At 69.2% G+C, this 20,953-nt stretch carries 19 protein-coding genes, 1 tRNA gene and 2 rRNA genes (1 of these 22 cut by a window edge); 9 read left to right on the forward strand and 13 right to left on the reverse strand.

Going from position 1 to position 20,953, the window contains the following annotated elements; genetic code table 11:
* Positions 1-9: 9 nt before the first annotated feature.
* Together TSH58p_RS10220 and TSH58p_RS10225 are read right to left on the reverse strand one after the other, a co-directional pair.
* A tRNA-Gly gene (locus TSH58p_RS10220) sits at positions 10-83 on the reverse strand.
* 35 nt (positions 84-118) lie between these two features.
* Positions 119-778, reverse strand: a complete 660-nt coding sequence (locus TSH58p_RS10225; protein WP_109072168.1) for a GNAT family N-acetyltransferase — start codon at positions 776-778, stop codon at positions 119-121.
* 418 nt (positions 779-1,196) lie between these two features.
* On the opposite strand from TSH58p_RS10225, the gene apaG reads away from it, so the two are divergent.
* A complete protein-coding gene (gene apaG, locus TSH58p_RS10230; RefSeq protein ID WP_014238636.1) occupies positions 1,197-1,589 on the forward strand; it encodes a Co2+/Mg2+ efflux protein ApaG in 393 nt (130 codons plus the stop codon).
* Between the two features lie 318 nt (positions 1,590-1,907).
* Positions 1,908-2,540, forward strand: coding sequence for a GTP cyclohydrolase I FolE (gene folE, locus TSH58p_RS10235; RefSeq protein WP_109072183.1), 633 nt, complete (start codon positions 1,908-1,910; stop codon positions 2,538-2,540).
* Positions 2,541-2,552: 12 nt separating this feature from the next.
* Here folE and TSH58p_RS10240 read toward each other — a convergent pair whose 3' ends face one another.
* Positions 2,553-3,140 (reverse strand): response regulator, encoded by a 588-nt coding sequence (locus tag TSH58p_RS10240; protein ID WP_109072169.1) that lies wholly within the window; start codon positions 3,138-3,140, stop codon positions 2,553-2,555.
* Positions 3,141-3,376: 236 nt separating this feature from the next.
* Between TSH58p_RS10240 and ybaK the strand changes: the two genes are divergently transcribed.
* The 3 genes from ybaK (at position 3,377) to TSH58p_RS10255 (ending at position 5,528) form a co-directional block, all read left to right on the forward strand.
* Complete coding sequence (ybaK, locus tag TSH58p_RS10245) at positions 3,377-3,859, forward strand: Cys-tRNA(Pro) deacylase (RefSeq protein WP_109072170.1); 483 nt, start codon at positions 3,377-3,379, stop codon at positions 3,857-3,859.
* Positions 3,860-3,995: 136 nt separating this feature from the next.
* On the forward strand, positions 3,996-4,907 hold the full coding sequence (locus TSH58p_RS10250; RefSeq protein WP_109072171.1) for a DMT family transporter: 912 nt from the start codon (positions 3,996-3,998) through the stop codon (positions 4,905-4,907).
* 105 nt (positions 4,908-5,012) lie between these two features.
* On the forward strand, positions 5,013-5,528 hold the full coding sequence (locus TSH58p_RS10255) for a MarR family winged helix-turn-helix transcriptional regulator (protein WP_109072172.1): 516 nt from the start codon (positions 5,013-5,015) through the stop codon (positions 5,526-5,528).
* Between the two features lie 38 nt (positions 5,529-5,566).
* Here the strand turns inward: TSH58p_RS10255 and TSH58p_RS10260 are convergent, their stop codons facing one another.
* The 5 genes from TSH58p_RS10260 to TSH58p_RS10285 all read right to left on the reverse strand — a co-directional run bounded on the left by TSH58p_RS10260 (position 5,567) and on the right by TSH58p_RS10285 (position 10,958).
* Positions 5,567-6,343, reverse strand: coding sequence for an ABC transporter ATP-binding protein (locus TSH58p_RS10260; RefSeq protein ID WP_109072173.1), 777 nt, complete (start codon positions 6,341-6,343; stop codon positions 5,567-5,569).
* Positions 6,340-7,236: an ABC transporter ATP-binding protein gene (locus TSH58p_RS10265; RefSeq protein WP_109072174.1), complete on the reverse strand. Its 897-nt coding sequence runs from the start codon at positions 7,234-7,236 to the stop codon at positions 6,340-6,342. The genes TSH58p_RS10260 and TSH58p_RS10265 overlap by 4 nt, the downstream gene beginning before the upstream one ends.
* A gap of 11 nt (positions 7,237-7,247) precedes the next feature.
* Positions 7,248-8,159, reverse strand: a complete 912-nt coding sequence (gene nikC / locus TSH58p_RS10270; RefSeq protein ID WP_199230221.1) for a nickel transporter permease — start codon at positions 8,157-8,159, stop codon at positions 7,248-7,250.
* A gap of 8 nt (positions 8,160-8,167) precedes the next feature.
* Positions 8,168-9,187 carry an ABC transporter permease gene (locus tag TSH58p_RS10275; RefSeq protein ID WP_109072176.1) on the reverse strand — a complete coding sequence of 340 codons (1,020 nt, stop codon included), beginning with the start codon at positions 9,185-9,187 and terminating at the stop codon, positions 8,168-8,170.
* 163 nt (positions 9,188-9,350) lie between these two features.
* On the reverse strand, positions 9,351-10,958 hold the full coding sequence (locus TSH58p_RS10285) for an ABC transporter substrate-binding protein (protein ID WP_109072184.1): 1,608 nt from the start codon (positions 10,956-10,958) through the stop codon (positions 9,351-9,353).
* 228 nt (positions 10,959-11,186) lie between these two features.
* Between TSH58p_RS10285 and TSH58p_RS33085 the strand changes: the two genes are divergently transcribed.
* Both TSH58p_RS33085 and TSH58p_RS10290 read left to right on the forward strand, forming a co-directional pair.
* Entirely contained in the window at positions 11,187-11,345 is a 159-nt protein-coding gene (locus tag TSH58p_RS33085) for a hypothetical protein (RefSeq protein ID WP_158282650.1), read from the forward strand.
* Positions 11,346-11,403: 58 nt separating this feature from the next.
* Positions 11,404-11,625 (forward strand): hypothetical protein, encoded by a 222-nt coding sequence (locus TSH58p_RS10290; protein ID WP_014239111.1) that lies wholly within the window; start codon positions 11,404-11,406, stop codon positions 11,623-11,625.
* Between the two features lie 7 nt (positions 11,626-11,632).
* Here TSH58p_RS10290 and TSH58p_RS10295 read toward each other — a convergent pair whose 3' ends face one another.
* Positions 11,633-13,489, reverse strand: a complete 1,857-nt coding sequence (locus TSH58p_RS10295; protein WP_162600032.1) for a hypothetical protein — start codon at positions 13,487-13,489, stop codon at positions 11,633-11,635.
* A gap of 45 nt (positions 13,490-13,534) precedes the next feature.
* On the opposite strand from TSH58p_RS10295, the gene TSH58p_RS10300 reads away from it, so the two are divergent.
* Positions 13,535-13,942 carry a hypothetical protein gene (locus tag TSH58p_RS10300; protein WP_109072179.1) on the forward strand — a complete coding sequence of 136 codons (408 nt, stop codon included), beginning with the start codon at positions 13,535-13,537 and terminating at the stop codon, positions 13,940-13,942.
* Between the two features lie 67 nt (positions 13,943-14,009).
* On the opposite strand, the gene TSH58p_RS10305 is transcribed toward TSH58p_RS10300, so the two are convergent.
* Both TSH58p_RS10305 and TSH58p_RS10310 read right to left on the reverse strand, forming a co-directional pair.
* Positions 14,010-14,849 carry an APH(6)-I family aminoglycoside O-phosphotransferase gene (locus TSH58p_RS10305; protein ID WP_109072180.1) on the reverse strand — a complete coding sequence of 280 codons (840 nt, stop codon included), beginning with the start codon at positions 14,847-14,849 and terminating at the stop codon, positions 14,010-14,012.
* 24 nt (positions 14,850-14,873) lie between these two features.
* Positions 14,874-16,436, reverse strand: coding sequence for an ATP-binding protein (locus TSH58p_RS10310; RefSeq protein WP_109072181.1), 1,563 nt, complete (start codon positions 16,434-16,436; stop codon positions 14,874-14,876).
* A 219-nt stretch (positions 16,437-16,655) separates the two neighbouring features.
* On the opposite strand from TSH58p_RS10310, the gene TSH58p_RS10315 reads away from it, so the two are divergent.
* Positions 16,656-18,512, forward strand: a complete 1,857-nt coding sequence (locus TSH58p_RS10315; RefSeq protein ID WP_247895527.1) for a bifunctional diguanylate cyclase/phosphodiesterase — start codon at positions 16,656-16,658, stop codon at positions 18,510-18,512.
* Positions 18,513-18,664: 152 nt separating this feature from the next.
* Here TSH58p_RS10315 and rrf read toward each other — a convergent pair.
* Positions 18,665-18,780: ribosomal RNA gene (gene rrf, locus TSH58p_RS10320) — 5S ribosomal RNA — on the reverse strand.
* A gap of 130 nt (positions 18,781-18,910) precedes the next feature.
* Positions 18,911-20,953: ribosomal RNA gene (locus TSH58p_RS10325) — 23S ribosomal RNA — on the reverse strand; it runs 717 nt beyond the window's last position.

A 20,953-nucleotide genomic window follows, 5' to 3' on the forward strand; every position in this document is an offset into this window, starting at 1 on the left:
AGGAGATGTTGGAGCGGGTGAAGGGAATCGAACCCTCGTCGTAAGCTTGGGAAGCTTCTGCTCTACCATTGAGCTACACCCGCGCGCCGCATGTTTATAGGCGACGCTTTCGCCGCTTTCAAGCGGTTCGAGCATGCCACAGGCGGGATTCGGCAAGTTCCCGCGGGGAGGCAGCGAAAACCGACACCAGAGGCGAGATCAGTCGCGGAAACAAGGCGGTGCCGCCGGCCGCCGGCCGCGCGTCCTCGTTCGCGGGCACTCCATAGCCCTCGTCCGCCGCCGGGGCGGTCACCATGCCGGCGGCACCGGCCAAGGCGCCGGGAACCAGCTCCAGCCCCAGGAAGCGGTCGAGATCCACCGGACCCGGCAGCGACATGTCCAGCGTCAGCTCCCGCGTGAAGCCGAACCGCGCGTAATAGGGCGCATCACCGACCAGGATCACCGCCCGGTGGCCCAGCGCCGCCGCCTTGTTCAGGCTCATCCGGATCAGCTTGCTGCCGAGCCCGCCGCCCTGCAGCCGGTCCGACACGGCGATCGGGCCGAGCAGAAGCGCCGGCACGGTGCCGCCGATGGTCACCGGCCAGTAGCGGATCGTGCCCTCCAGGATCTCGTTCCCCAGCTCGTCATGCTCGATGGCGACGAAACCGAGTTCCGGGATCGGGGCGACGCCCTCCCGCAGCTTGTAGGCGGTCTTCTTGAAACGATCCGGGCCGAAGGACCGGTCGAGCAGGGCTTCGATCGCCGCGTCGTGCCGCGGCTCTTCCAGGGAGATCATCATGTCAGGGGGCTTCCCGGCAGAAGGACTGTGGTCGGAGGCGGATCGCGCCGCCGCGCCGGGGGAGCGCCGGATCAGTGCCGGCGGAGACCCGAAGCGTCCGCACGCGACCCAAGGACGGCCGCAACCGCGCGCAGCGCGGCGTGGCGTCGTCGTCGGATGCTGATGCTGTGCGGACGAGACATGGGCAAGGCTCTTCGGCCGTTGCAGGGACCTCGCATATATCACCAGCGGACAGGGGGTTCAAGCGATCGTGAAAGGGCCGGAACCGGCCCGTTGCGCATGGCTTCCCGGTGTGTCCTGCATGCATCGCCACGGCCCCCCCTCCCGACGCTTCGGGGCGTCCGGAGGGGGAATCATCCGCTCCACCACTGGACAGGCGCTTTCCCCCGCCACTATTCTCTGGGCCGGGAGTGCCGCCATGTACACGAAAGTCACCCGCGCGATCCGCGTCACCGTCCAGCCGGTCTTTCTCGACGAGCAGTCCATGCCCGCCGAAAGCCGCTATGTCTGGGCCTATCACGTCCGGATCGAGAACGAAGGCCAGGAAACCGTCCGGCTGCGCACACGCTATTGGCACATCACCGACGCGCTGGGGCGCGTCCAGGAGGTCCGCGGGCCGGGGGTGGTGGGCGAACAGCCGGTGCTGGAGCCCGGGGGAAGCTTCGAATACACCAGCGGAACGCCGCTTCCCACGCCATCCGGCATCATGGTCGGCTCCTACCGGTTCGAGACGGGCGGCGGCGAGGCCTTCGACGTGGCGGTTCCCGCCTTCTCGCTGGACAGCCCGCACCAGCCCCGCCAGCTGAACTGACGCCATCCGCGCGGCGGCGGCCGTCGGGAGGCCGTCCGGCGCGTGCAGCCAATCGCCGCAGGGCGGGCCGAATGGCCGAATACGGCGCCTTGATTGTGGGGCGTGCGATCCCACTTGCGCCATACTCCTCCCCGCTGCCTGCCGAACTTTTTCGAAAATCCCGGTGATCCAGGCAAGCGGCGGGCCGTATCCATACCTGACCAGCCGGCTCCGGCATTGGATGCCATGGCGCCGGCCCTCGTGTGACCCGGACCTGTTGGACCAGGAATTGAAAGGCTTCGTCCCGTGACGGCTCCCAAGACCCCGCAAGCCGACAACATTCTTCGCGGCCCCGGCCACCCGGCCGACACCAACCACGGCACGACCGCGCGCCCCACCCGCGCCGAAGCCGAGGAGGCCGTCCGCACGCTGATCCGCTGGGCCGGCGACGACCCGTCGCGCGAGGGTCTGGTCGGCACGCCCGACCGGGTGGTCCGCTCCTACGAGGAGTTCTTTGCCGGCTACGCCGTCGATCCCGAGGACATCCTCAAGCGCACCTTCGAGGAGACCGACGGCTACGACGAGATGGTCGTCCTGCGCGACATCCGGCTGGAGTCCTACTGCGAGCACCACATGGTGCCGATCATCGGCAAGGCCCACGTCGCCTATCTGCCCCGCAACCGCGTGGTCGGCATCTCCAAGCTGGCGCGGCTCGTCGAGGCCTACGCCAAGCGCCTGCAAATCCAGGAGAAGATGACGGCGCAGATCGCCAACGCCATCGATCAGGTGCTCCAGCCCGAAGGCGTCGCCGTGGTGATCGAGGCGCAGCACCAGTGCATGACCACCCGCGGTGTGCACAAGACCGGAGTCACCATGGTGACCAGCCGGATGCTGGGCGCCTTCCGCAGCGACCCGTCGACCCGGCGCGAGTTCCTGTCGATGATCGGCAACCCCGGCTCGCGCGCGGAGTGAGCCAAGCCCGCGCTAATCGGCGCGGATGCCGTGCTGACGCAGCAGGCTGTAGAGCGTCGGGCGGCTGACCCCCAGAAGGCGCGCCGTCGCCGACAGGTTGCCGCCGGAGCGGGCCAGCGAATCGAGCAGGGCGCGCCGTTCCGTCTCGTCGCGCAGGACGCGCAGGGTCGGCGGCGCGTCCCCGATGGCCAGCCGGCGCCCTTCCAGCTCCAGGTCGGCGCGCTGGAAGGCGCGCTGCACCACCCCGGCCAGCTCCTGCGCGTCGATCGGCTTGCCGCACACCTCGTGGGCGCCGCGGGCCACCGCGCGCACCGCCAGCACCCGCTGGTCGCGCGGGGCGAGCGCGATGACCTTGATAGACGGCGCCTCGCCCAGGATCAGCGACAGGGCGTCCAGACCGTCGCCGCCTCCGTTCGGCGATTCGGTCAGCTGGGCCAGATCGACCGACAAGGCCACCACCGGCGGCCGGTGCGCCCGCACCGCCTCCAGCGCGTCCGTCACGCCGCCCGCGGCGACGATCCGGCACACCGGCAGCGCATCCTGAACCCGGCCTTCCAGGGTCGGATCGTCATCGACGACGAGCAGCGTGCGTGGGACCATGATTCTCCAACTCTCCGACCGGGACGCGGGCCGGCGGTCAGAATCGCGGCAGGCGGCCCGTCTGTCCAAGGCGCGTTGGCATGAACACAGGCGCAATTTGGGCAAAATTGCGTCGTCGAAAGGGGTGCACCGCGGCACGGCGCCCCTCCCCCCGCCACCCTCTCCCCCTCGCCGCAGCGCTCTGCTAAGGTCCCGGCACGCAAGGGCGAATCCGCGCCCGGGAGAGCAGGATCATCATGGCGGCGAAGGTCACACCGGCGGTGAACGCGGCGAAGGCGGCGGGGATTGCCCACCGCCTGATGGAGTATGAGTACGACCCCTCGGCGGACGCCATCGGCCTGCACGCCGCGGCCGCCATGGGGCTGGACCCGGCGGTGGTCTACAAGACGCTGATCGTCCAGCTGGAACCGAAGGCGCTGGCCTGCGTCGTCATCCCCGTCGCGGCGAAGCTCGACCTGAAGGCGCTGGCCGCCGCCGCCGGGGCGAAAAAGGCCGATCTCGCCGACCCCGCCCTGGCGGAGCGCACCACCGGCTACATGGTCGGCGGCATCAGCCCGCTCGGCCAGCGCAAGGCCCTGCCCACCTTCATCGATTCCAGCGCCGAGAGCCTGCCGGAGATCGTCGTCAACGGCGGGCGCCGCGGTCTGCAGATCGCCCTGGCCCCGGCGGATCTGGCCCGCGCCACCAAGGCCGTGGTGCGGCGGATCGTGGTGCAGTAGGCGGCCGGCCACACCACACCCCCGCCCCACTCTCCCGCCATGCCACCGCCGCACTATCGCCGCGGCCGGGTTCCGGATAGGGTGCGGGCACGATGCCCCACCCCGCGCCCCACCCCGCCCTTTCGAAGCTCCCGCCATGCTGACCGCCAACCTCGCCGCCCTGGGGGCCGCGCTCTGCTGGGCGGCCAGCGGTCTGATCGCCATCGGCCCGGTGCGGGCCATCGGCTCGGTCGCCTTCAACCGCCTGCGCATGAGCATCGTCTTCGTCGGCACGGCGCTGGCCACGACGCTGCTCGGTGGCTGGCAGACGCTCGACCTGCAGGGCGCCGCGATCCTGGCGCTGTCCGGCGCGGTCGGCATCGTGATGGGCGACACCGCGCTGTTCTGGGCGCTGGGGCGCATCGGGCCGCGCCGCAACTCGGTGATCTACGCCACCAACGCGCCGATCACCGCGCTCCTCGCCTGGGCCGTGCTGGGGGAGGCGCTGGGGCCGTGGACGGCGATCGGCATCGCGCTGGTCACCGCCGGGGTGATGCTGGCGATCTTCTTCCGCGCCAGCCCCGCCGCCACCGGCAACGGCGGCGTTCCTCATGATTGGGAATCCGTCCGCGGGCGCCTGCTGACCGGCGTCTGCGCCTGCCTGATCGCGGCCGTCTGCCAAGCCGCCGGATCGGTCATCGCCCGTCCGGTGATGGCGGCGGGCGCCGACCCCATCGCGGCGGCGGCGGTGCGCGTCGGCATGTCGGGGCTGCTGCTGTTCGCGGGCGGGCTGCTGCCCGGCCAGCGCTTCGGCTTCGGCCCCGGCCTGACGCCGCGCATCTTCGCCCAGGTGGTGGTGAACGGCTTCATCGGGCTGGGGCTGGGGATGACGCTTCTGCTGATCGGGCTGGCCCACGGCAACGCCGGCGTGGTCGCCACCCTGTCGGCCACCAGCCCGGTGCTGATCCTGCCGATGCTGTGGGTCTTGACCCGCCAGCGTCCGGGAGCCGGCGCCTGGGCGGGCGCCATCGTCGCGGTGCTGGGCGTGGCGCTGATCGTCAACCGCTGAAGCGGTTTGAAAATTTTTATCTGAAACGGTTGCGTCCGCCAATTTCCGGGGCAGGATGGAGAAACCGGCACCCGGTTCCCGCATTCCGATAAGGCGCGACACCCCATGGCCTCCCCCCGCCGCAAGCGTTCCGGCGCCGATTCCGCCGCGCCGCTGCTGCATCTGACCCGCTTCCTGCCCTACCGCCTGTCGGTGCTGTCCAACACGGTCAGCCACACGGTGGCGAAGCTGTACGAGAAGCGATTCGGCATCACCATCCCGGAATGGCGGGTCATCGCCGTGCTGGGCGGCGGCGAGACGCTGAGCGCGGGGGAGATCGCCCAGCGCACCGCCATGGACAAGGTGCAGGTCAGCCGGGCGATCAGCCGGATGCTCGATTCGGCGCTGATCCTGCGCGAATCGGGCGCCACCGACCGCCGCAAGGCGCAGCTGACCCTGACGGCCAAGGCGCTGGCGATCTACACGGAGATCGTCCCCCTCGCCCTGGCCTACGAGCGGGAGCTGACCGGCGCCCTGACGGAGGAGGAGATGGGCCAGCTCGACGGCCTGCTGGCCAAGCTCCAGGCCCGGGCCGATGCGCTGGCCGCCCGGCCCGCCCCGCAAGCCCCGGATGCGGACTGACCCCGGACGCCAACTGACCCCGGACGCGGACCGACCGCCTACGCGAAGTCCTTGAAGCTGTCCGCCGCCGCGCGGTCGTAGCCCTGGCTGGCGCGCAGGAGCTGCCGCGTGTAGTCCTCCCGCGCCGCCCCCCGGCGCAGGGAGTCGACGTCCATCTCCTCGACGATGCGGCCCCGGTTCATCACGGCCAGCCGGTCGCACATGGTGGCGACCACCGCCAGATTGTGGCTGACCAGCACGTAGGTCAGCGCGTGCTCCGCCCGCAGCCGCTTCAGAAGGTTCAGGATTTCCGCCTGCACCGACACGTCGAGCGCCGAGGTCGGCTCGTCCAGCAGCAGCACCCGCGGCTCCAGCACCAGGGCGCGGGCGATGGCGACGCGCTGGCGCTGCCCGCCGGAGAGCTGGTGCGGGTAGCGGAAGCGGAACTGCGGCCCCAGCCCGACGTCGCGCAGCACGCGGTCGATCCGCGCGTCGGCGTCGCGCAAGCCGTGGATGGCGATCGGCTCGGCCAGGATGCGGTCGATGGTCTGGCGCGGGTGCAGCGAGCCGTAGGGGTCCTGGAAGACCATCTGGCAGGACTTGAAGAAGCCCTTCTCACGGCGGCGGCTTTGCGCGGCGCCGGCCACGGCGATGGACCCGGTCCAGTCGTGGTTCAGCCCGACGACGGCGCGCAGCACGGTGGACTTGCCCGACCCCGACTCGCCGACCAGCCCGAAGCTCTCGCCCTCCCGCACGGCGAAGGACACCCCCTGGACGGCGGCCACGGCGTCGGCGCCATGGCCGAAGGTGACGCGCAGATCCTTCACGTCGATCATTGCCCGCCCTCCGCCCCATGTCCCCTCTCCCCCCTGGGGGGAGAAAGGGAAATACCCTCCAGCCAGGACGGGTCGCGCGCCAGCACCGGCAGCTCCGCCCGCGTGTCGTCCAAGCGCGGCAGGCTGTCGAGCAGGCCGCGGGTGTAGGGGTGTTTCGCCGCGTGAAGCTCCGACGCGCAGCAGGTCTCGACCACCCGGCCGGCGTACATGATCAGGATGCGGTCGCAGAAGGACGCCACGAGGTTCAGGTCGTGGCTGACGAAGATCATCCCCATGCCGCGACGGGAGCACAGCTCGTCCATGATCGCCAGCACCTGCATCTGCACCGTCACGTCGAGCGCCGAGGTCGGTTCGTCGGCGATCAGAAGGTCGGGGTTGGGGATCAGCATCATGGCGATCATGATGCGCTGGCCCATGCCGCCCGACACCTCGTGCGGGTAGAGGCCGTAGACGCGCTCCGGGTTGCGGATGCGCACGGCCTCCAGCATCTCCAGCGCGCGCCGCTTCGCCTCCGCCTTGCCGGCGCTGGAATGGACGCGGTAGGCCTCGGCGATCTGGGCGCCGATGGTCATCACCGGGTTCAGCGAGAATTTCGGGTCCTGCATGACCATGGAGATGCGGCGCCCGCGGATGCCGCGCAGCCGCTTCTCCGGCAGGGTCAGCAGGTCCTCGCCCTGGAAGCTCAGCCGGTCGGCGGTGACGATGCCGGGCGGCGGGACCAGCCGCAGGATGGCCCGCCCGGTCATCGATTTGCCGGAGCCCGACTCGCCGACGATGCCCAGCTTTTCCCGCCCGACGGTGAAGGAGACGCCGCGCACCGCCTGCGTCACGCCCGTCCGGGTGGGGAAGGAGATGCGGAGGTTCTCGACCTCCAGCAAAGGTGTCTCGCTCATTGGCGCTTGGGTCATTGGCCTTTCGGGTCCAGAACGTCGCGCAGGCCGTCGCCCAGCAGGTTGAAGCCCAGGCTGACCACGAAGATGGCGATGCCGGGCATGGTGGCGACCCACCACTGCTCCAGCACATATTGCCGCCCGGTGGCGATCATCGCGCCCCATTCCGGCGCCGGCGGCTGCGCGCCGAGGCCGAGGAAGCCCAGCCCAGCCGCCGTCAGGATGATCCCCGCCATGTCCAGCGTCACCCGCACGATCAGCGAGGAGGCGCAGAGCGGCACGACATGGCCGAGGATGATCCGCGGCGTCGAGGCGCCCTGGAGCCGCGCCGCGCTGATGAAATCGCTCTTGCGGATGGTGATCGTCTCCGCCCGCGCGATGCGGGCGTAGGGCGGCCAGCTGGTGATCGCGATGGCGATGATGGCGTTCTCGATGCCCGGCCCCAGCGCCGAGACGAAGGCCAGCGCCAGGATCAGCTTCGGGAAGGCCAGGAAGATGTCGGTGAGGCGCATCAGAACCGCGTCCACCCAACCGCCGAGATAGCCCGCCACCGTCCCGATCAGCAGCCCGGCCACCGGCGCCGTCACCGCGACCAGCGCCACGATCATCAGGGTCAGGCGGGAGCCGTGGAGGATGCGCGACAGGATGTCCCTCCCGAAGGCGTCGGTGCCCAGCCAGTGCGCCGCGCTGGGCGGCAGCAGCCGCTGCGACAGGTCCTGCGTGTAGGGATCGTAGGGGGCGAGCAGCGGGGCCAGCGCCGCCATCAGCACCAGCAGCAGCACGATGCCGAGCCCGATCATCGCCAGCCGGTTGCGCGAGAAGGCCAGCCAGCCGAGATAGACCCGGCCCAGCCGGGCCTGCCCGCGGGACTGCGGCGTCTCCGCCGTCAGCCACGCCCGCAGTCCACTTTCCGTAACGTGCGTCATCGTGCCCCTCATCTCGCACGGGGGTCCAGCAGGCGATAGAGCAGGTCGGACAGCAGGTTCAGGCCGATGAAGACCGCCCCCACCACCAGCGTGCCGCCCAGCACCGCGTTCATGTCCGCCGACAGCAGCGAGTTGGTGATGTAGAGCCCCAGCCCCGGCCAGGCGAACACCGTCTCGGTCAGCACCGACCCTTCCAGCAGCGAGGCGTAGGACAGCGCCACCACCGTGGTCAGCGGCACCGCGATGTTGCCCAGCGCGTGGCGCCAGATCACCCGCGCCTCCGACATGCCCTTGACGCGGGCCGTCGTGATGTATTCCTGGCGGAGCTGATCCAGCATGAAGCTGCGCGTCATGCGCGCGATGTAGGCCACGCTGTAGAGGCCGAGGATGCCCGCCGGCAGCACCAGATGGTGCAGCGCGTTCCAGAACACGTCGGTCTCGCCGGCCAGCAGGGCGTCCACGGTGATGACTCCGGTCACCGGATCGACCAGCCCTTCGTAGAAGACGTCCACCCGCCCCGGCCCCGGCGCGAGGTCCAGCCGCGCGTAGAAGACCAGCAGCGCCATCAGCCCCAGCCAGAAGATCGGGATGGAATGGCCGATCAGCCCGATCACCCGGATCAGATGGTCCGGCCAGCGCCCGCGATGGACGGCGGCCATCACCCCCGCCGGGATGCCCAGCAGAACGCCGACGACCAGCGCGGCGGTGGCCAGCTCCAGCGTCGCCGGGAAGACGCGCAGGATGTCCTCCAGCACCGGGCGGGAGGTCAGCACCGAGGTGCCGAAATCGCCCTGGATCACGTCGCCGACGTAGCGCAGGAACTGCTGCCACAGCGGCAGGTCAAGCCCCAGCTCCTGCCGGACGCGGGCGTAGGTGTCGGCGGACACGCGGTCGCCGACCACGGCGATCACCGGGTCGATGGGCACCACGCGCCCGATCAGGAAGGTGACGAGCAGGAGGCCGAGGACGGTCAGCGCCACCGAGACGAGCAACCCCGCCCCGCGAATCGCATGACGCCGCCCCGGCATCCCCGGTCGTTTCAAGATAGCGGCCAAGTTTCACCCAAGCTTGAAAGCAAAAACCCTCTCCCCGCTTTCGGCGGACCAAAGGTGCGCCTGTCGCGTCAGCGCAAACGTCGTTTGCGCGTGAGCGGAGGGGAGAGGGGAAGACGTATCGGGACGAAGGCCCGCCTTACTTCTTGCTGACCTTCCAGTAGTAGTTGCTGTCGAAGCTCGGCCCCCAGACCAGCCCCTCGACGTTGCTGCGCTCCGCGATCACCTCGGTCTGCTGGAACATGATGACGAAGGGCGAGGTCTCCAGGACTTCGCGCTGAAGCTCCTGGTACATCGCCGCGCGCTTGGCGGTGTCGCGCTCCTCGACCGCGGCGGCGGTCTTCTTGGTCAGCTCGGGAATGTCCCAGGCGTTGCGCCAGGACAGCGGCTTGGCCTTCGCGTCGTCGGCGTTGTCCGGGTTGGCGGCGAAGGTGTCGGCGTTGGTGTTCGGGTCCTGGTAGTCGGCGCCCCACTGGTACAGCAGCGCCTCGTGGTTGCGGGCGCGGTACTTGGTGACCACCTGCTTGCCGTCCGCCGGCAGCAGCTTGACCGTGATGCCCGCCGCCGCCGCGCTGCCCTGGATGGCCTGGGCCATGTCCATGCTGGGCGAGGTGTTGCGGACGTCCATCGTCACCGTGATGCCGTCCGGATAGCCAGCCTGCTTGAGCAGTTCCTTCGCCTTCGCCGGATCGTACGTGTACGGGTTCTCCTCCAGCGCGCCGAGGAAGCCCTTGGGCAGGAAAGCCTGATGGACGGTGCCGAGACCGTTCATGATGGTCTTCGCCATGCCGTCGTAATCCACGGCGTACTTGAAGGCCTTGCGCACGTCGGGCTTGGCCAGCACCTCGTTCTTCTGGTTCAGACCGAAATAATAGAGCGTGCCCTTGGGCGCCTGGACGATGCGGATCTTGTCGTTGCCGCGCAGCGGCTCGAACTGCTCCGGCTTCAGGTTGCGGGCCACGTCGACGTCGCCCTTCTCCAGCAGCAGGCGCTGGGTCGCCGGCTCGGCGATGTGGCGGATCAGCACGCGCTTCACGGCCGGGGCGCCGCCCCAGTAATTGGCGTTGGCCTCCAGCGACAGAAGCTCGCTGGCCTTCCACTGGCGCAGGACGAAGGGGCCGGACCCGGCGGAGTTGGCCTTCAGGAAGGCGGCGCCGAAGTCACCGTTGACCTCCTTGCTCTTGACCAGCTTGGAATCGACCACGCCGGAGACGTCGGCGGTCAGACAATAGAGCACGAAGGTCGGGGCGTAGGTCTTGTCCGTCTCGAAGACCAGGGTGCGCGGGTTGGTCGCGCGGACCTTCTGATCGACGTTCTCCGGCGTCAGGCCGAACTGGGTCAGGATGAAGGCCGGCCCCTTGTTCATCTTCACGGCGCGCTGGAGCGAGTAGGCCACGTCCTCCGCCGTCAGCGGGTTGCCGGAGTGGAACTTGATCCCGTCGCGGATGGTGAAGGTGAAGGTCTTGCCGTCGTCGGAGACGGTCCAGCTTTCCGCCACCTGCCCGTAAATCTTGCTGACGTCGTTGACGTCGAAGCGGATCAGCCGGTCATAGACCTGAGCGCCGTATTCGGCCCCCGACAGCTCGAAGATCTCGCCGGGATCGAGCGTCACGATGTCGTCGAACTGCCAGGCCATGACCAGCGTGTCCTTCGGCGTGTCGGCCAGGACCGGCGTGGCCGCGGGACCGAAGGAAAGACCGGCGGACAGAAGGGCGGCGCCGGCCAGACGGCGCGCAAGCGTGTTCATGGTTCCCATACTCCCTGCGTGATCCCGGAACGACCCCGGACGGGGCGAATTCTCTTTGGAATTCTTAGCGGTTAACGGCCGGATGATCCGGCGGCGCGGGTTCGCCTGTCAAGCGGGCGGCGGTCATAGCGGCCCCCGTGATCGAACGCGAATGCCTTAACCCGGTCCGCAACAGGCTTGCCGATCCCACCCTTCCGTCCACATCACTGGCAAAGCGATGGAGGACCCATGGACCAGGACCGCGAGAACGGCCAGTCGCGCGTGCCCAAGCCGCCGAGCCGCGACGAGGTGGAGAAGATCAGCGACGCGCAACTCTACATCACCGACGACTGGACCGGCGACGGGGGGAAACCGGCGGACCGGACGCCACCGGACAGTGGACATTGAGTCCGGCACCGTCCCCGCGTAGCTTCGGCCACCAGCAACCACGCGCGCGGGGACGATCATGATCGGGAACGACGGAAAACCGGTGTCGAAGGAGGGGCTGCGCCAGCACCTCGCCGCCTACAACACGCAGTCGCGCGGCTCGAAGGAGTTCGCGGCGATCCCGCGCGCGCTGGTCACCGTCTGCGACAACCTGAAGGCCGGCAAGACCACCTACGTGAAGTGCCTGGACGGCCAGTTGCAGCTGTCCCGGCGCAAGGACAACAGCGTCCAGGCGGCATAGCGCCCCGTCACCCCTCGCCCTTCACCGGAAAATCGAACCAGGGCAGGCGCAGGAACTCATGCTCCCGCAGCCGCGGTGCCCGCCCGCGCCGCGCCCGGTCGTGGAGGACGGCGTAGGGCGCCGCCTGATCCAGCGTCCAGGCCGCCTCGCCCCGGTCGAAGAACCAGCCGATGAAAGCGCACACGAGGCCGAGAAACTCCCGCCCCGCCGCGGTCGGAGCGACGCCGAGGAAGCTGACGATGATGTCGTCGAACGGCCCGCGGGCGCGACGGTCGCGCATGATCGTCAGGTCCCAGCCCGCCCCGTCGCGCAGGTCCGGTGGAAGCGGCGCCGTGCCGCGGGCGTCGATGTCGGTGATGAAGACCGGCGCTCCGGTCCGCTCCAGCAGATCCAGGGCCACGAAGAAGCGCGCGCAGGCGTAATAGGTCGTCTCCGCCCCCGGCGCGTGCAGGGACAGGTCGATGCGTTCCAGCGACCAGGACAGACGCCCCGGCTGGGCGGCGCAGCGGCGGTCCAGGTCGGCGCGGTCCTCCGCGCCGGGGTTCACGATGTGGACATGCACGCGGTTGCCCGGCGCGTCCTTCAGGGCGTGGGAGAGGAACCAGCCGCCGAAGCGCCGCCAATAGCCGGAATCGACGCTGACCAGCAGGATCGCGCCGCCGCCTGCCGCGGGTGGAACCGGCATCGACCGTTCCCCCGCCTCCGCGATGCGCGGTCGATATCCGGCCAGCGCGTCGAGGAAGACCCGGCGTGCATCGACTTGCCGCCACTTCGCCGCCTGCGGGTCGGCGCGGATGGCCTCCTCCGACCAGCCGCGCAGATACCGCCGGGCGAGGCGCGAGGCGGTCACCAGCCGCCCCCGGCGGTAAAGGCCGTGGGCGATGCAGGCCGCCGCCGCGCCATCCGTCGGTGCACGCCGCTGCCGGTCCCGCGCCCGCCGGGCGATCCGCTCCAGCCGCGCGTCGTCCAGCATGCCGCGGTGGATGGTCAGCACGGCGGTGCGGAACAGCGCGGCCTCCACCACCTCGCCCGCCCCGCGCTCCAGCGCCGCCAGGAACAGGTCGAGCGCGCGGGCGAGCGGTTCGGCCCAACTCGCCTCCGGGCGGTCGGCGCGGGGGAATTCCGGCAGGGCGCCGCTGGCCTGCAAGGTCGCCATGGCGAGGTTGCTCAGCACCGCACCGTCCCCCGGACGCAGCCGCGCCGCCCGGCCATAGCCCGCCACCGCCCCATCGGCCTCCCCCGCCGCCAGCCTTGCCCGCCCCACGGCCGCCCAGGCGTCGGCGCTGTCCGGGGCCAAGGCCAACGCGTGGGCCAGCCAGCGCTCCGCCGCCCCACGGATCGCCCCCGGCTCCGGCCCGCCGGCCAGCAGCCGCCCCGCCGCCAGCGCCGCCGCCCCATAGCCCGGATCGATCCGCAGGGCGGCGCGGAAGCATCCGAGCGCCTCCCCGATCCGGCCGGGATCCTCTTGGGCCAGATCGCCCAGCGCCAGCCCCCGGTTGAAGGCCGCCTTGGCCCGCGCCGGCTCCAGCGCCAGGGCGCGCGCGTGCTGCCCGGCCGCCCGAACCGCGTCCCCGGCGGTGCGGCGCAGGCTGCCCAGATTGTCGTGATAGTCCGCCGCCTCCGGGTCCAGAGCGATGGCCTGGGCGATCAGGGATACCGCGTCCCCGCCCCGCCCGGTCTGACCAAACAGCACGCCCAGCAGATGCAGCGCGTCGGCCTGCCGCGGGTCGGCGTCGAGAATCGCCCGGTAGACCCCGGCGGCCTCGCCCATCCGTCCGGCCCGGTGATGGCCGATGGCGATGGCGTAGGCTTCGGACAGGCTGACCATGACGACTCCGGGAACGTTCAGGAGGGCTTGCGACAACGCGCCCGTTTGCCGGGGCGCGCCGTCCCTCTACCATCGCGGGCCATGAGAACCGATCCCGACGGCCTTCCCCATCATGACGACCGCCGCGCCCTGGCGGAAGCCCTGCGCGCCGCTCTGACGCAGCGCTTCCCGGACGCCGATGGCGATCTGGCCGCGGCCATCGGGGCCATGGCGGCCAGCCGCTTCTTCGGGGTGCGCTTCCGCGTCGAGGGCAACGCCGCCCGCGCCTGGGTCGCCCGCCGCCCCAACCCCGACGTCTTCGAGGTGTGGGACCCCGCCACCGGCGCCTGGGATTTCGTGGAACGCCTGCCCGACCCGTCGCTCCACCAGCCGACGCCGGAGGGCACCGCGCGCATCGCCGCCAAGGCGCAGGCGGCCATGGCCGCGGTCGCCGCCGCCGGGCGTCTGGCCCACGCCCTCGCCGCCGGGATCGAGCCGGACGATGAGTGACCAGGACGAGTGACCAGAGCGACGGAACGGTTTCCCAAGTCTCCAGCCGGCCAGCCGCCGGAGCCCGCTACCCGAGCAGGCGGCGCGCCATCGCGTTGATCGTGAGATCGATCGCGGCGCCCTCATCGTCGCCATCCTCGATGAACCAAGCCGCCGACAGACCCGTCCACGCGACGATCCAGCGAAGCAGCCGCCCGGCCTCGATCCCCGTCGCCTCGATCACGACACCCAACCGGGCCTCCAGCCGGCCGGGCATGGTGGCGAGCGGCCGGCTGGGATCGCTGAGGTCCGGATTCGTGAAGATGTTGGCGTAATCGAAGGCCTGCTCGCCGAGCAGCCCATGGGGATCGATCGCCAGCCACCCCCGCTCGCCGAAATCGAGCACGTTCTCGTGGTGCAGGTCGCCATGGAGCGGGCCGACGGCCCGGGGAGCGGCAATGAGTTGGCGCGCAATGTCCGCGGCGGGCGCCAGCGCCGCCTGTTCCGTGGCGAGCTGGAAGAGCGGCTGGAACCAGATTTCCAATGGGTGCAATTCCGGAAGCGGGCCGGGCCGCGGCGCATGCAGGCGGGCCACGGTGTCGCACAGGATGCGGCAGGCGTTCTCATCCCGGCCCGACCAGGCCATCCGGGCGAGATCGTCGGCACCTTCCGCCGCCCGCTCCATGAGCAGGGCGTCCGTGGACGAGGCGAAGACCCTGGCGGCCCCCTGCCCATTCCACCACGTCATGAGCCGGTAGCCCGACCGCTCATCGGGGGTCCGGGCGACCTTCAGCATCGCCGGTGCCCCCTCGTGCCGGACCGGAAGCACCCAACTGGAACGGGTGGTCCGCAGAGGGGCGTCCGGGAGCAGGCCCCACAGCTCCACGAACCTTCCGACCTCCGGGGGGATGACGGCATGCGCGCCCATGGGAATCCTCCTGGAAACGGCGCCTCAGGCGGTGGCGAACAGCCCGCCGTCCTCTGGCCCCTCTACCCCGTCGTCGGCGTTCGGATCGCCCAGCGCGGTTTCCCAGCCCAGCGCCGGCAGGGCGATGCTGCGGGTGTTGCCCAGCCCGCTGCGCGTGGCGACGAAGCCGCGCTGCTCCATGTAGGTCAGCAGGCGCCGCGCCCGCCCGCGCGACCGGCTGCCGCAGGCGCGGGCCACGTCGGCGTCGGACGGGCACGGCAGATGGTCCAGCGCCGCGCGGGCCAGCAGCAGGAAGACGACCTGGATGTCCTCCGGCAGGGTCGCCGCGACCTGGGTCGCCTTCTCCCAGGCGGGATTCTCTTGGGTGCCGTCCCCCGCCCCGGCGCGGGCCGCCGCCAGCTTGCGCCGGAAGGCCGGCAACTCCAGCAGTTCACCCCGCACCCCCTGCGTCCGGCAGCGCACCAGGAAGTCCTGATACAGCACGGCGATGGAGCGGTAGGGCGCCTCCGGATCGGCCAGCACGTCGCGCAGGATCGCCTCATAGGCGGCTTTGCGCTCCGCCGCCTGCTCCGGCGTTTCCGGCTCCTCCAGGGGCAGCGCGGGGGCGGCGTCCTCGGTCTCCGGCTCCACCGGCAGGGGGCGTGGGCGGGAGAGCTGGGCCAGCAGGTCGGCGCTGGCGCTGGTCGAGGGGCGGCGCACCGGCAGGCGCGGCGGCTCCGGCTCGCCCGGCTTGAAGATCAGCTCCCGCGCGTCCTCCAGCGGGGTGTCGGGCAGCGGCATCAGCTTCGGGCTGCCGGCGCGGCCCTGCGTCTCGACGGCACCGATGCGCAGCGGCAGCGGACGGCGCGAGATGGCCGGACCGAGCGCGATGAAATGCCCGCGCTCCAGGTCGCGGAACATCTCCGCGGTGCGGCGCTCCATGCCCAGCAGGTCGGCGGCGCGGGCCATGTCGATGTCGAGGAAGGTGCGGCCCATCAGGAAGTTCGACGCCTCCGCCGCCACGTTCTTGGCGAGCTTGGCAAGGCGCTGCGTCGCGATCACCCCGGCCAGACCGCGCTTGCGGCCGCGGCACATCAGGTTGGTCATGGCGCCCAGCGAGACCTTGCGCGCCTCGTCCGACACCTCGCCGGCGGCGGAGGGGGCGAAGAGCTGCGCCTCGTCCACCACCACCAGCATGGGGTACCAATGGTCGCGGTCGGCGTCGAACAGCCCGCCCAGGAAGGCCGCGGCGTGGCGCATCTGCATGTCCGCGTCCAGCCCCTCCAGGTTCAGAACGACGGAGACGCGGTGCTGGCGCACGCGGGCGGCGACGCTCTGCAGGGCGGCCTCGCTGTGCTCGTCAGCGTTCACCACGATGTGGCCGAAGCGCTCCGCCAGGGTCACGAAGTCGCCCTCGGGGTCGATCACCGCCTGCTGCACCCAGCGCGCGCTCTGCTCGATCAGGCGGCGCAGCAGGTGCGACTTGCCGGAGCCGGAATTGCCCTGCACCAGCAGGCGGGTCGCCAGCAGCTCCTCAAGGTCCAGCATCGCCGGCGCCCCCGTCGCGCCAGCCGTCATGGCCGTCCCCATGTCGATGCCGACCTTCATGCCCCGCCGCCTCCAGATCCATCATCGTCCGCGTTGAAGCGCACCCCTATAGCGCAAAGCGGGGCCGGGGTGCGAAGGGCATTTTGGATCGCCCGCCCCAGGCAAAGCTTGGATGTGTCACGAAACCGAAAAGATCATCCGCTACAACATGGGCTTGCCCGCGACGAACATGGACAGCCGGCGGTGGACGAAGCCATGGCCTCGGTGCCAGCAGAAGAGATGGACGATCGCTGCGGCCCCCCGGCGGGGAGCGCCCGCAAGGCCGCGTTGCCGGCGCAATGGACCGACCTGCTGGCCGGGCTGTCGGTCGCCTTCCAGCCCATCGTGCAGATGCGCACCGGGCGCTGCCACGGGATGGAGGCGCTGCTGCGCGGCCTGGAGCGCAGCCCCTTCGCCAGCCCCAACGACCTGCTGGACGCCGCCTGCATGCAGGGCCTGCTGGCCGAGGTGGAGTGCGCCCTGCACGCCAAGGCGGCGGCGGCCTTCCGCGCGCTGGACAACTGGCCGAACGCCAAGCTGTTCCTGAACATCGACGCGCGGGTGGTCGGGGTCGCCGGCTCGCCCTGGCTGGCCCCCTTCGCGCTGGCCCCCTTCGCGCAGGACGGCGGCACGGCCGACCCCCGCCTGACCGTCAGCCTGGAGATTTCCGAGCGGCGGGAGCTTCGCCCCGACCACAGCATCGAGCAGGCCATCGACCGCTACCGGCAGGCGGGCATCGGGGTGGCGCTGGACGATTTCGGCGTCGGCTTCGCCGGGCTGCGGCTGCTCTACGAATCCAAGCCCGACTATCTCAAGATCGACCGCTATTTCATCGCCGGGATCGACCAGGACACGCGCAAGCGGGCCATCGCCCACGCGCTGGTCGGCTACGCCCACGCGCTCGGCATCCTCATCATCGCCGAGGGGGTGGAGACGGAGAAGGAATTCTACACCTGCCGCGATCTCGGCTGCGACTTCGCCCAGGGCTACCTGATCGCCCGGCCGAGCCTGGAGCTGCGCGCCGTGCCCGAGCGCTACGGCATCGTCGAGGAGTTGAACCGGCGGGACCGGCGCAAGCCGAACGAAGCCCGCCTGCGCCTGTCCGAGGTGATCGAGCGCCAGCCGCCGCTGGCCGTCACCTCCCCCAAGACGGAGCTTCTCGAGTATTTCCGCGGCGACAACAGCCCGTCCATCGCCCCCATCGTCGACCGCCAGCAGCGCCCGCTGGGGCTGATCCGCGAGCGCGACCTGAAGCGCTTCGTCTACTCCCGCTTCGGCAGCGAGCTTCTGCGCAACAGGGGGTTGGGCGACACGCTGCTGGATCTGGTGGTCAAGAGCCCGGTCTGCGACATCTCCACCCCGCTCGACCAGGTGATCGAAGCCTTCTCGGCGGAAGAGGCGAGCGACGGCATCATCATCATCGAGGGCGGCGAATACGCCGGCTTCCTGTCCAGCGGCGCGCTGATCCGTCTGGTGCACGAGCGCAACCTCGCCATGGCCGCGGACCAGAACCCGCTGACCCGCCTGCCCGGCAACGCCGCCATCGTGCGCCACATCGAGCGCGCCCTTCAGGAGCAGGACCGCCGGCACGTCCTGGCCTATCTGGACTTCGACAACTTCAAGCCCTTCAACGACCGTTTCGGCTTCCGCCAGGGCGACCGCGCCATCCTGATGTTCAGCGAGCGGCTGAAGGCCTGGGCCTCGGGCAACGGCGGCTTCGCCGGCCACATCGGCGGCGACGATTTCTTCGTCGCCCTCAGCGGCGCCGGGGAAGAGGATGCGCTGGCCCGCGTGGCGGACCTCGTCGCGCAGTTCCGCTCCGACGCGGAGAGCCTCTACGACGCGGAGGCGCGGGAGGCCGGCTGCTTCGAGGGCAAGGACCGTTACGGCGCGGTGCGGCGTTTCCCGCTGCTGTCAGCCAGCGGCGTCGCCGTGGTGGTGGCGCCCGGGCCGCATCGCCTGACCCCCGACGCGATCAACACCGCCATCGCCGGCCACAAGGCCATCGCCAAGGAAAGCCCCGACAAGCTCTGCACCGTCCACCTCCCCCCCTCACCAACCCTTCGTCCCCTCCCCTGCGGAGCGGGGGAGGGTTAGGGTGGGGGCCCGCGTCGACACCCCAAGCACAACGAAAAGCCGGCGCTTCCCACAGGGAAAAGCGCCGGCTTTGTCGTTCATGAAGCCGATTGTCAAGTGTGTTTGAAGCCTTGTCCGTCCACGTCCTGGCTGGTTTGGCGTGTGCCGTGGTGACCTGGCGGCGACCTACTCTCCCACGTCTTAAGACGCAGTACCATCGGCGCTGAGGCGTTTCACGGCCGAGTTCGGAATGGGATCGGGTGTTGGGAGCCTCGCCATGACCACCAGGTCACCAAGGCACACGCGAACCATCCGGACAGGGACGGCAGAGGTGTCAATGATCGAGGACGTTCTTGCATTCTTGCGGTGTTGGCTCGTGCGCCCAGGGCTTGCCGCTGCGCGCGGGCCGCCTGCTGGGAAGGATCAAGCCGATCGAGCGATTAGTAAGGCTCAGCTTCAGGCGTTGCCGCCCGTCCACATGCCTCCTATCGACGTGATGGTCTGTCACGGCTCTCAAGGGAGTTCTGGTTTAGAGGTGGGTTTCCCGCTTAGATGCTTTCAGCGGTTATCCCGTCCATACTTAGCTACCCGGCCATGCCACTGGCGTGACAACCGGTGCACCAGAGGTATGTCCATCCCGGTCCTCTCGTACTAGGGACAGATCCTCGCAAAACTCCGACACCCACGGCAGATAGGGACCGAACTGTCTCACGACGTTCTAAACCCAGCTCACGTACCACTTTAATCGGCGAACAGCCGAACCCTTGGGACCTGCTCCAGCCCCAGGATGTGATGAGCCGACATCGAGGTGCCAAACGACTCCGTCGATATGGACTCTTGGGAGTCATCAGCCTGTTATCCCCGGCGTACCTTTTATCCGTTGAGCGATGGCCCGTCCACATGGAACCACCGGATCACTATGGCCGACTTTCGTCTCTGCTCGACTTGTCTGTCTTGCAGTCAGGCGGGCTTATGCCATTGCACTCGTCGAGCGATTTCCGACCGCTCTGAGCCCACCATCGCGCGCCTCCGTTACACTTTGGGAGGCGACCGCCCCAGTCAAACTACCCGCCATGCAGGGTCCCGGCTCCGGATCAACGGAGCGCGGTTAGATGCCAGAGACCTCAAGGGTGGTATTTCAAGGTTGGCTCCGCCCGAGCTGGCGCCCGGGTTTCCTAGCCTCCCACCTATCCTACACATGAGATCCCTAGCACCACTGCAAAGCTGTAGTAAAGGTGCACGGGGTCTTTCCGTCTGACCGCGGGTACTCCGCATCTTCACGGAGAGTTCAATTTCGCTGAGTTGGTGTTGGAGACAGCGGGGAAGTCGTTACGCCATTCGTGCAGGTCGGAACTTACCCGACAAGGAATTTCGCTACCTTAGGACCGTTATAGTTACGGCCGCCGTTTACCGGGGCTTCAATTCGGAGCGTGAACCCCTCCTCTTAACCTTCCGGCACCGGGCAGGCGTCAGACCCTATACGTCGCCTTGTACGGCTTCGCAGAGCCCTGTGTTTTTAGTAAACAGTCGCCACCCCCTGGTCTGTGCCCCCCGCCCGCGCTTGCGCACGAACGGGGCCCTCTTCTTCCGAAGTTACGAGGGCAATTTGCCGAGTTCCTTCAACACCATTCTCTCAAGCGCCTGGGTATACTCTACCAGTCCACCTGTGTCGGTTTGGGGTACGGTCTGATGCGGGGGCTGTTTCCTGGAACGGGTCCCCAGCCGGGCCAATCCGATAAGGCCCGACACGCTTTCCCATTCGTCACACACCCGCTGGCCCACGAATATTAACGTGGTTCCCATCGACTACGCCTTTCGGCCTCGCCTTAGGGGCCGGCTCACCCTGCGTGGATTAACCTTGCGCAGGAACCCTTGGACTTTCGGCGACAGTGTTTCTCACACTGTTTGTCGCTACTCATGTCAGCATTCTCACTTCCGATACCTCCAGGCGGCCTCACGGACACCCTTCGCAGGCTTACGGAACGCTCCGCTACCACGTGATCTGAGATCACATCCGCAGCTTCGGTACACGGCTTGAGCCCCGATACATTTTCGGCGCAGGCCGGCTTAACTAGACCAGTGAGCTATTACGCTTTCTTTAAAGGATGGCTGCTTCTAAGCCAACCTCCTGGTTGTCATGGCCTTCCCACATCCTTTCCCACTTAGCCGTGATTTGGGGACCTTAGCTGGCGGTCTGGGCTGTTTCCCTCTCGACGATGGACCTTAGCACCCACCGTCTGTCTGCCGGGCTGTGCTCCACGGTATTCGGAGTTTGGTTAGGTTTGGTAAGCCGCGAGGCCCCCTAGCCCATCCAGTGCTCTACCCCCGTGGGCAATCGCCCGACGCGCTACCTAAATAGCTTTCGCGGAGAACCAGCTATTTCCCGGTTTGATTGGCCTTTCACCCCTAGCCACAGGTCATCTCCGACTTTTTCAACAGGCGTGAGTTCGGTCCTCCAGTGC

This window comes from Azospirillum sp. TSH58, from assembly GCF_003119115.1.
Lineage (GTDB): Bacteria > Pseudomonadota > Alphaproteobacteria > Azospirillales > Azospirillaceae > Azospirillum.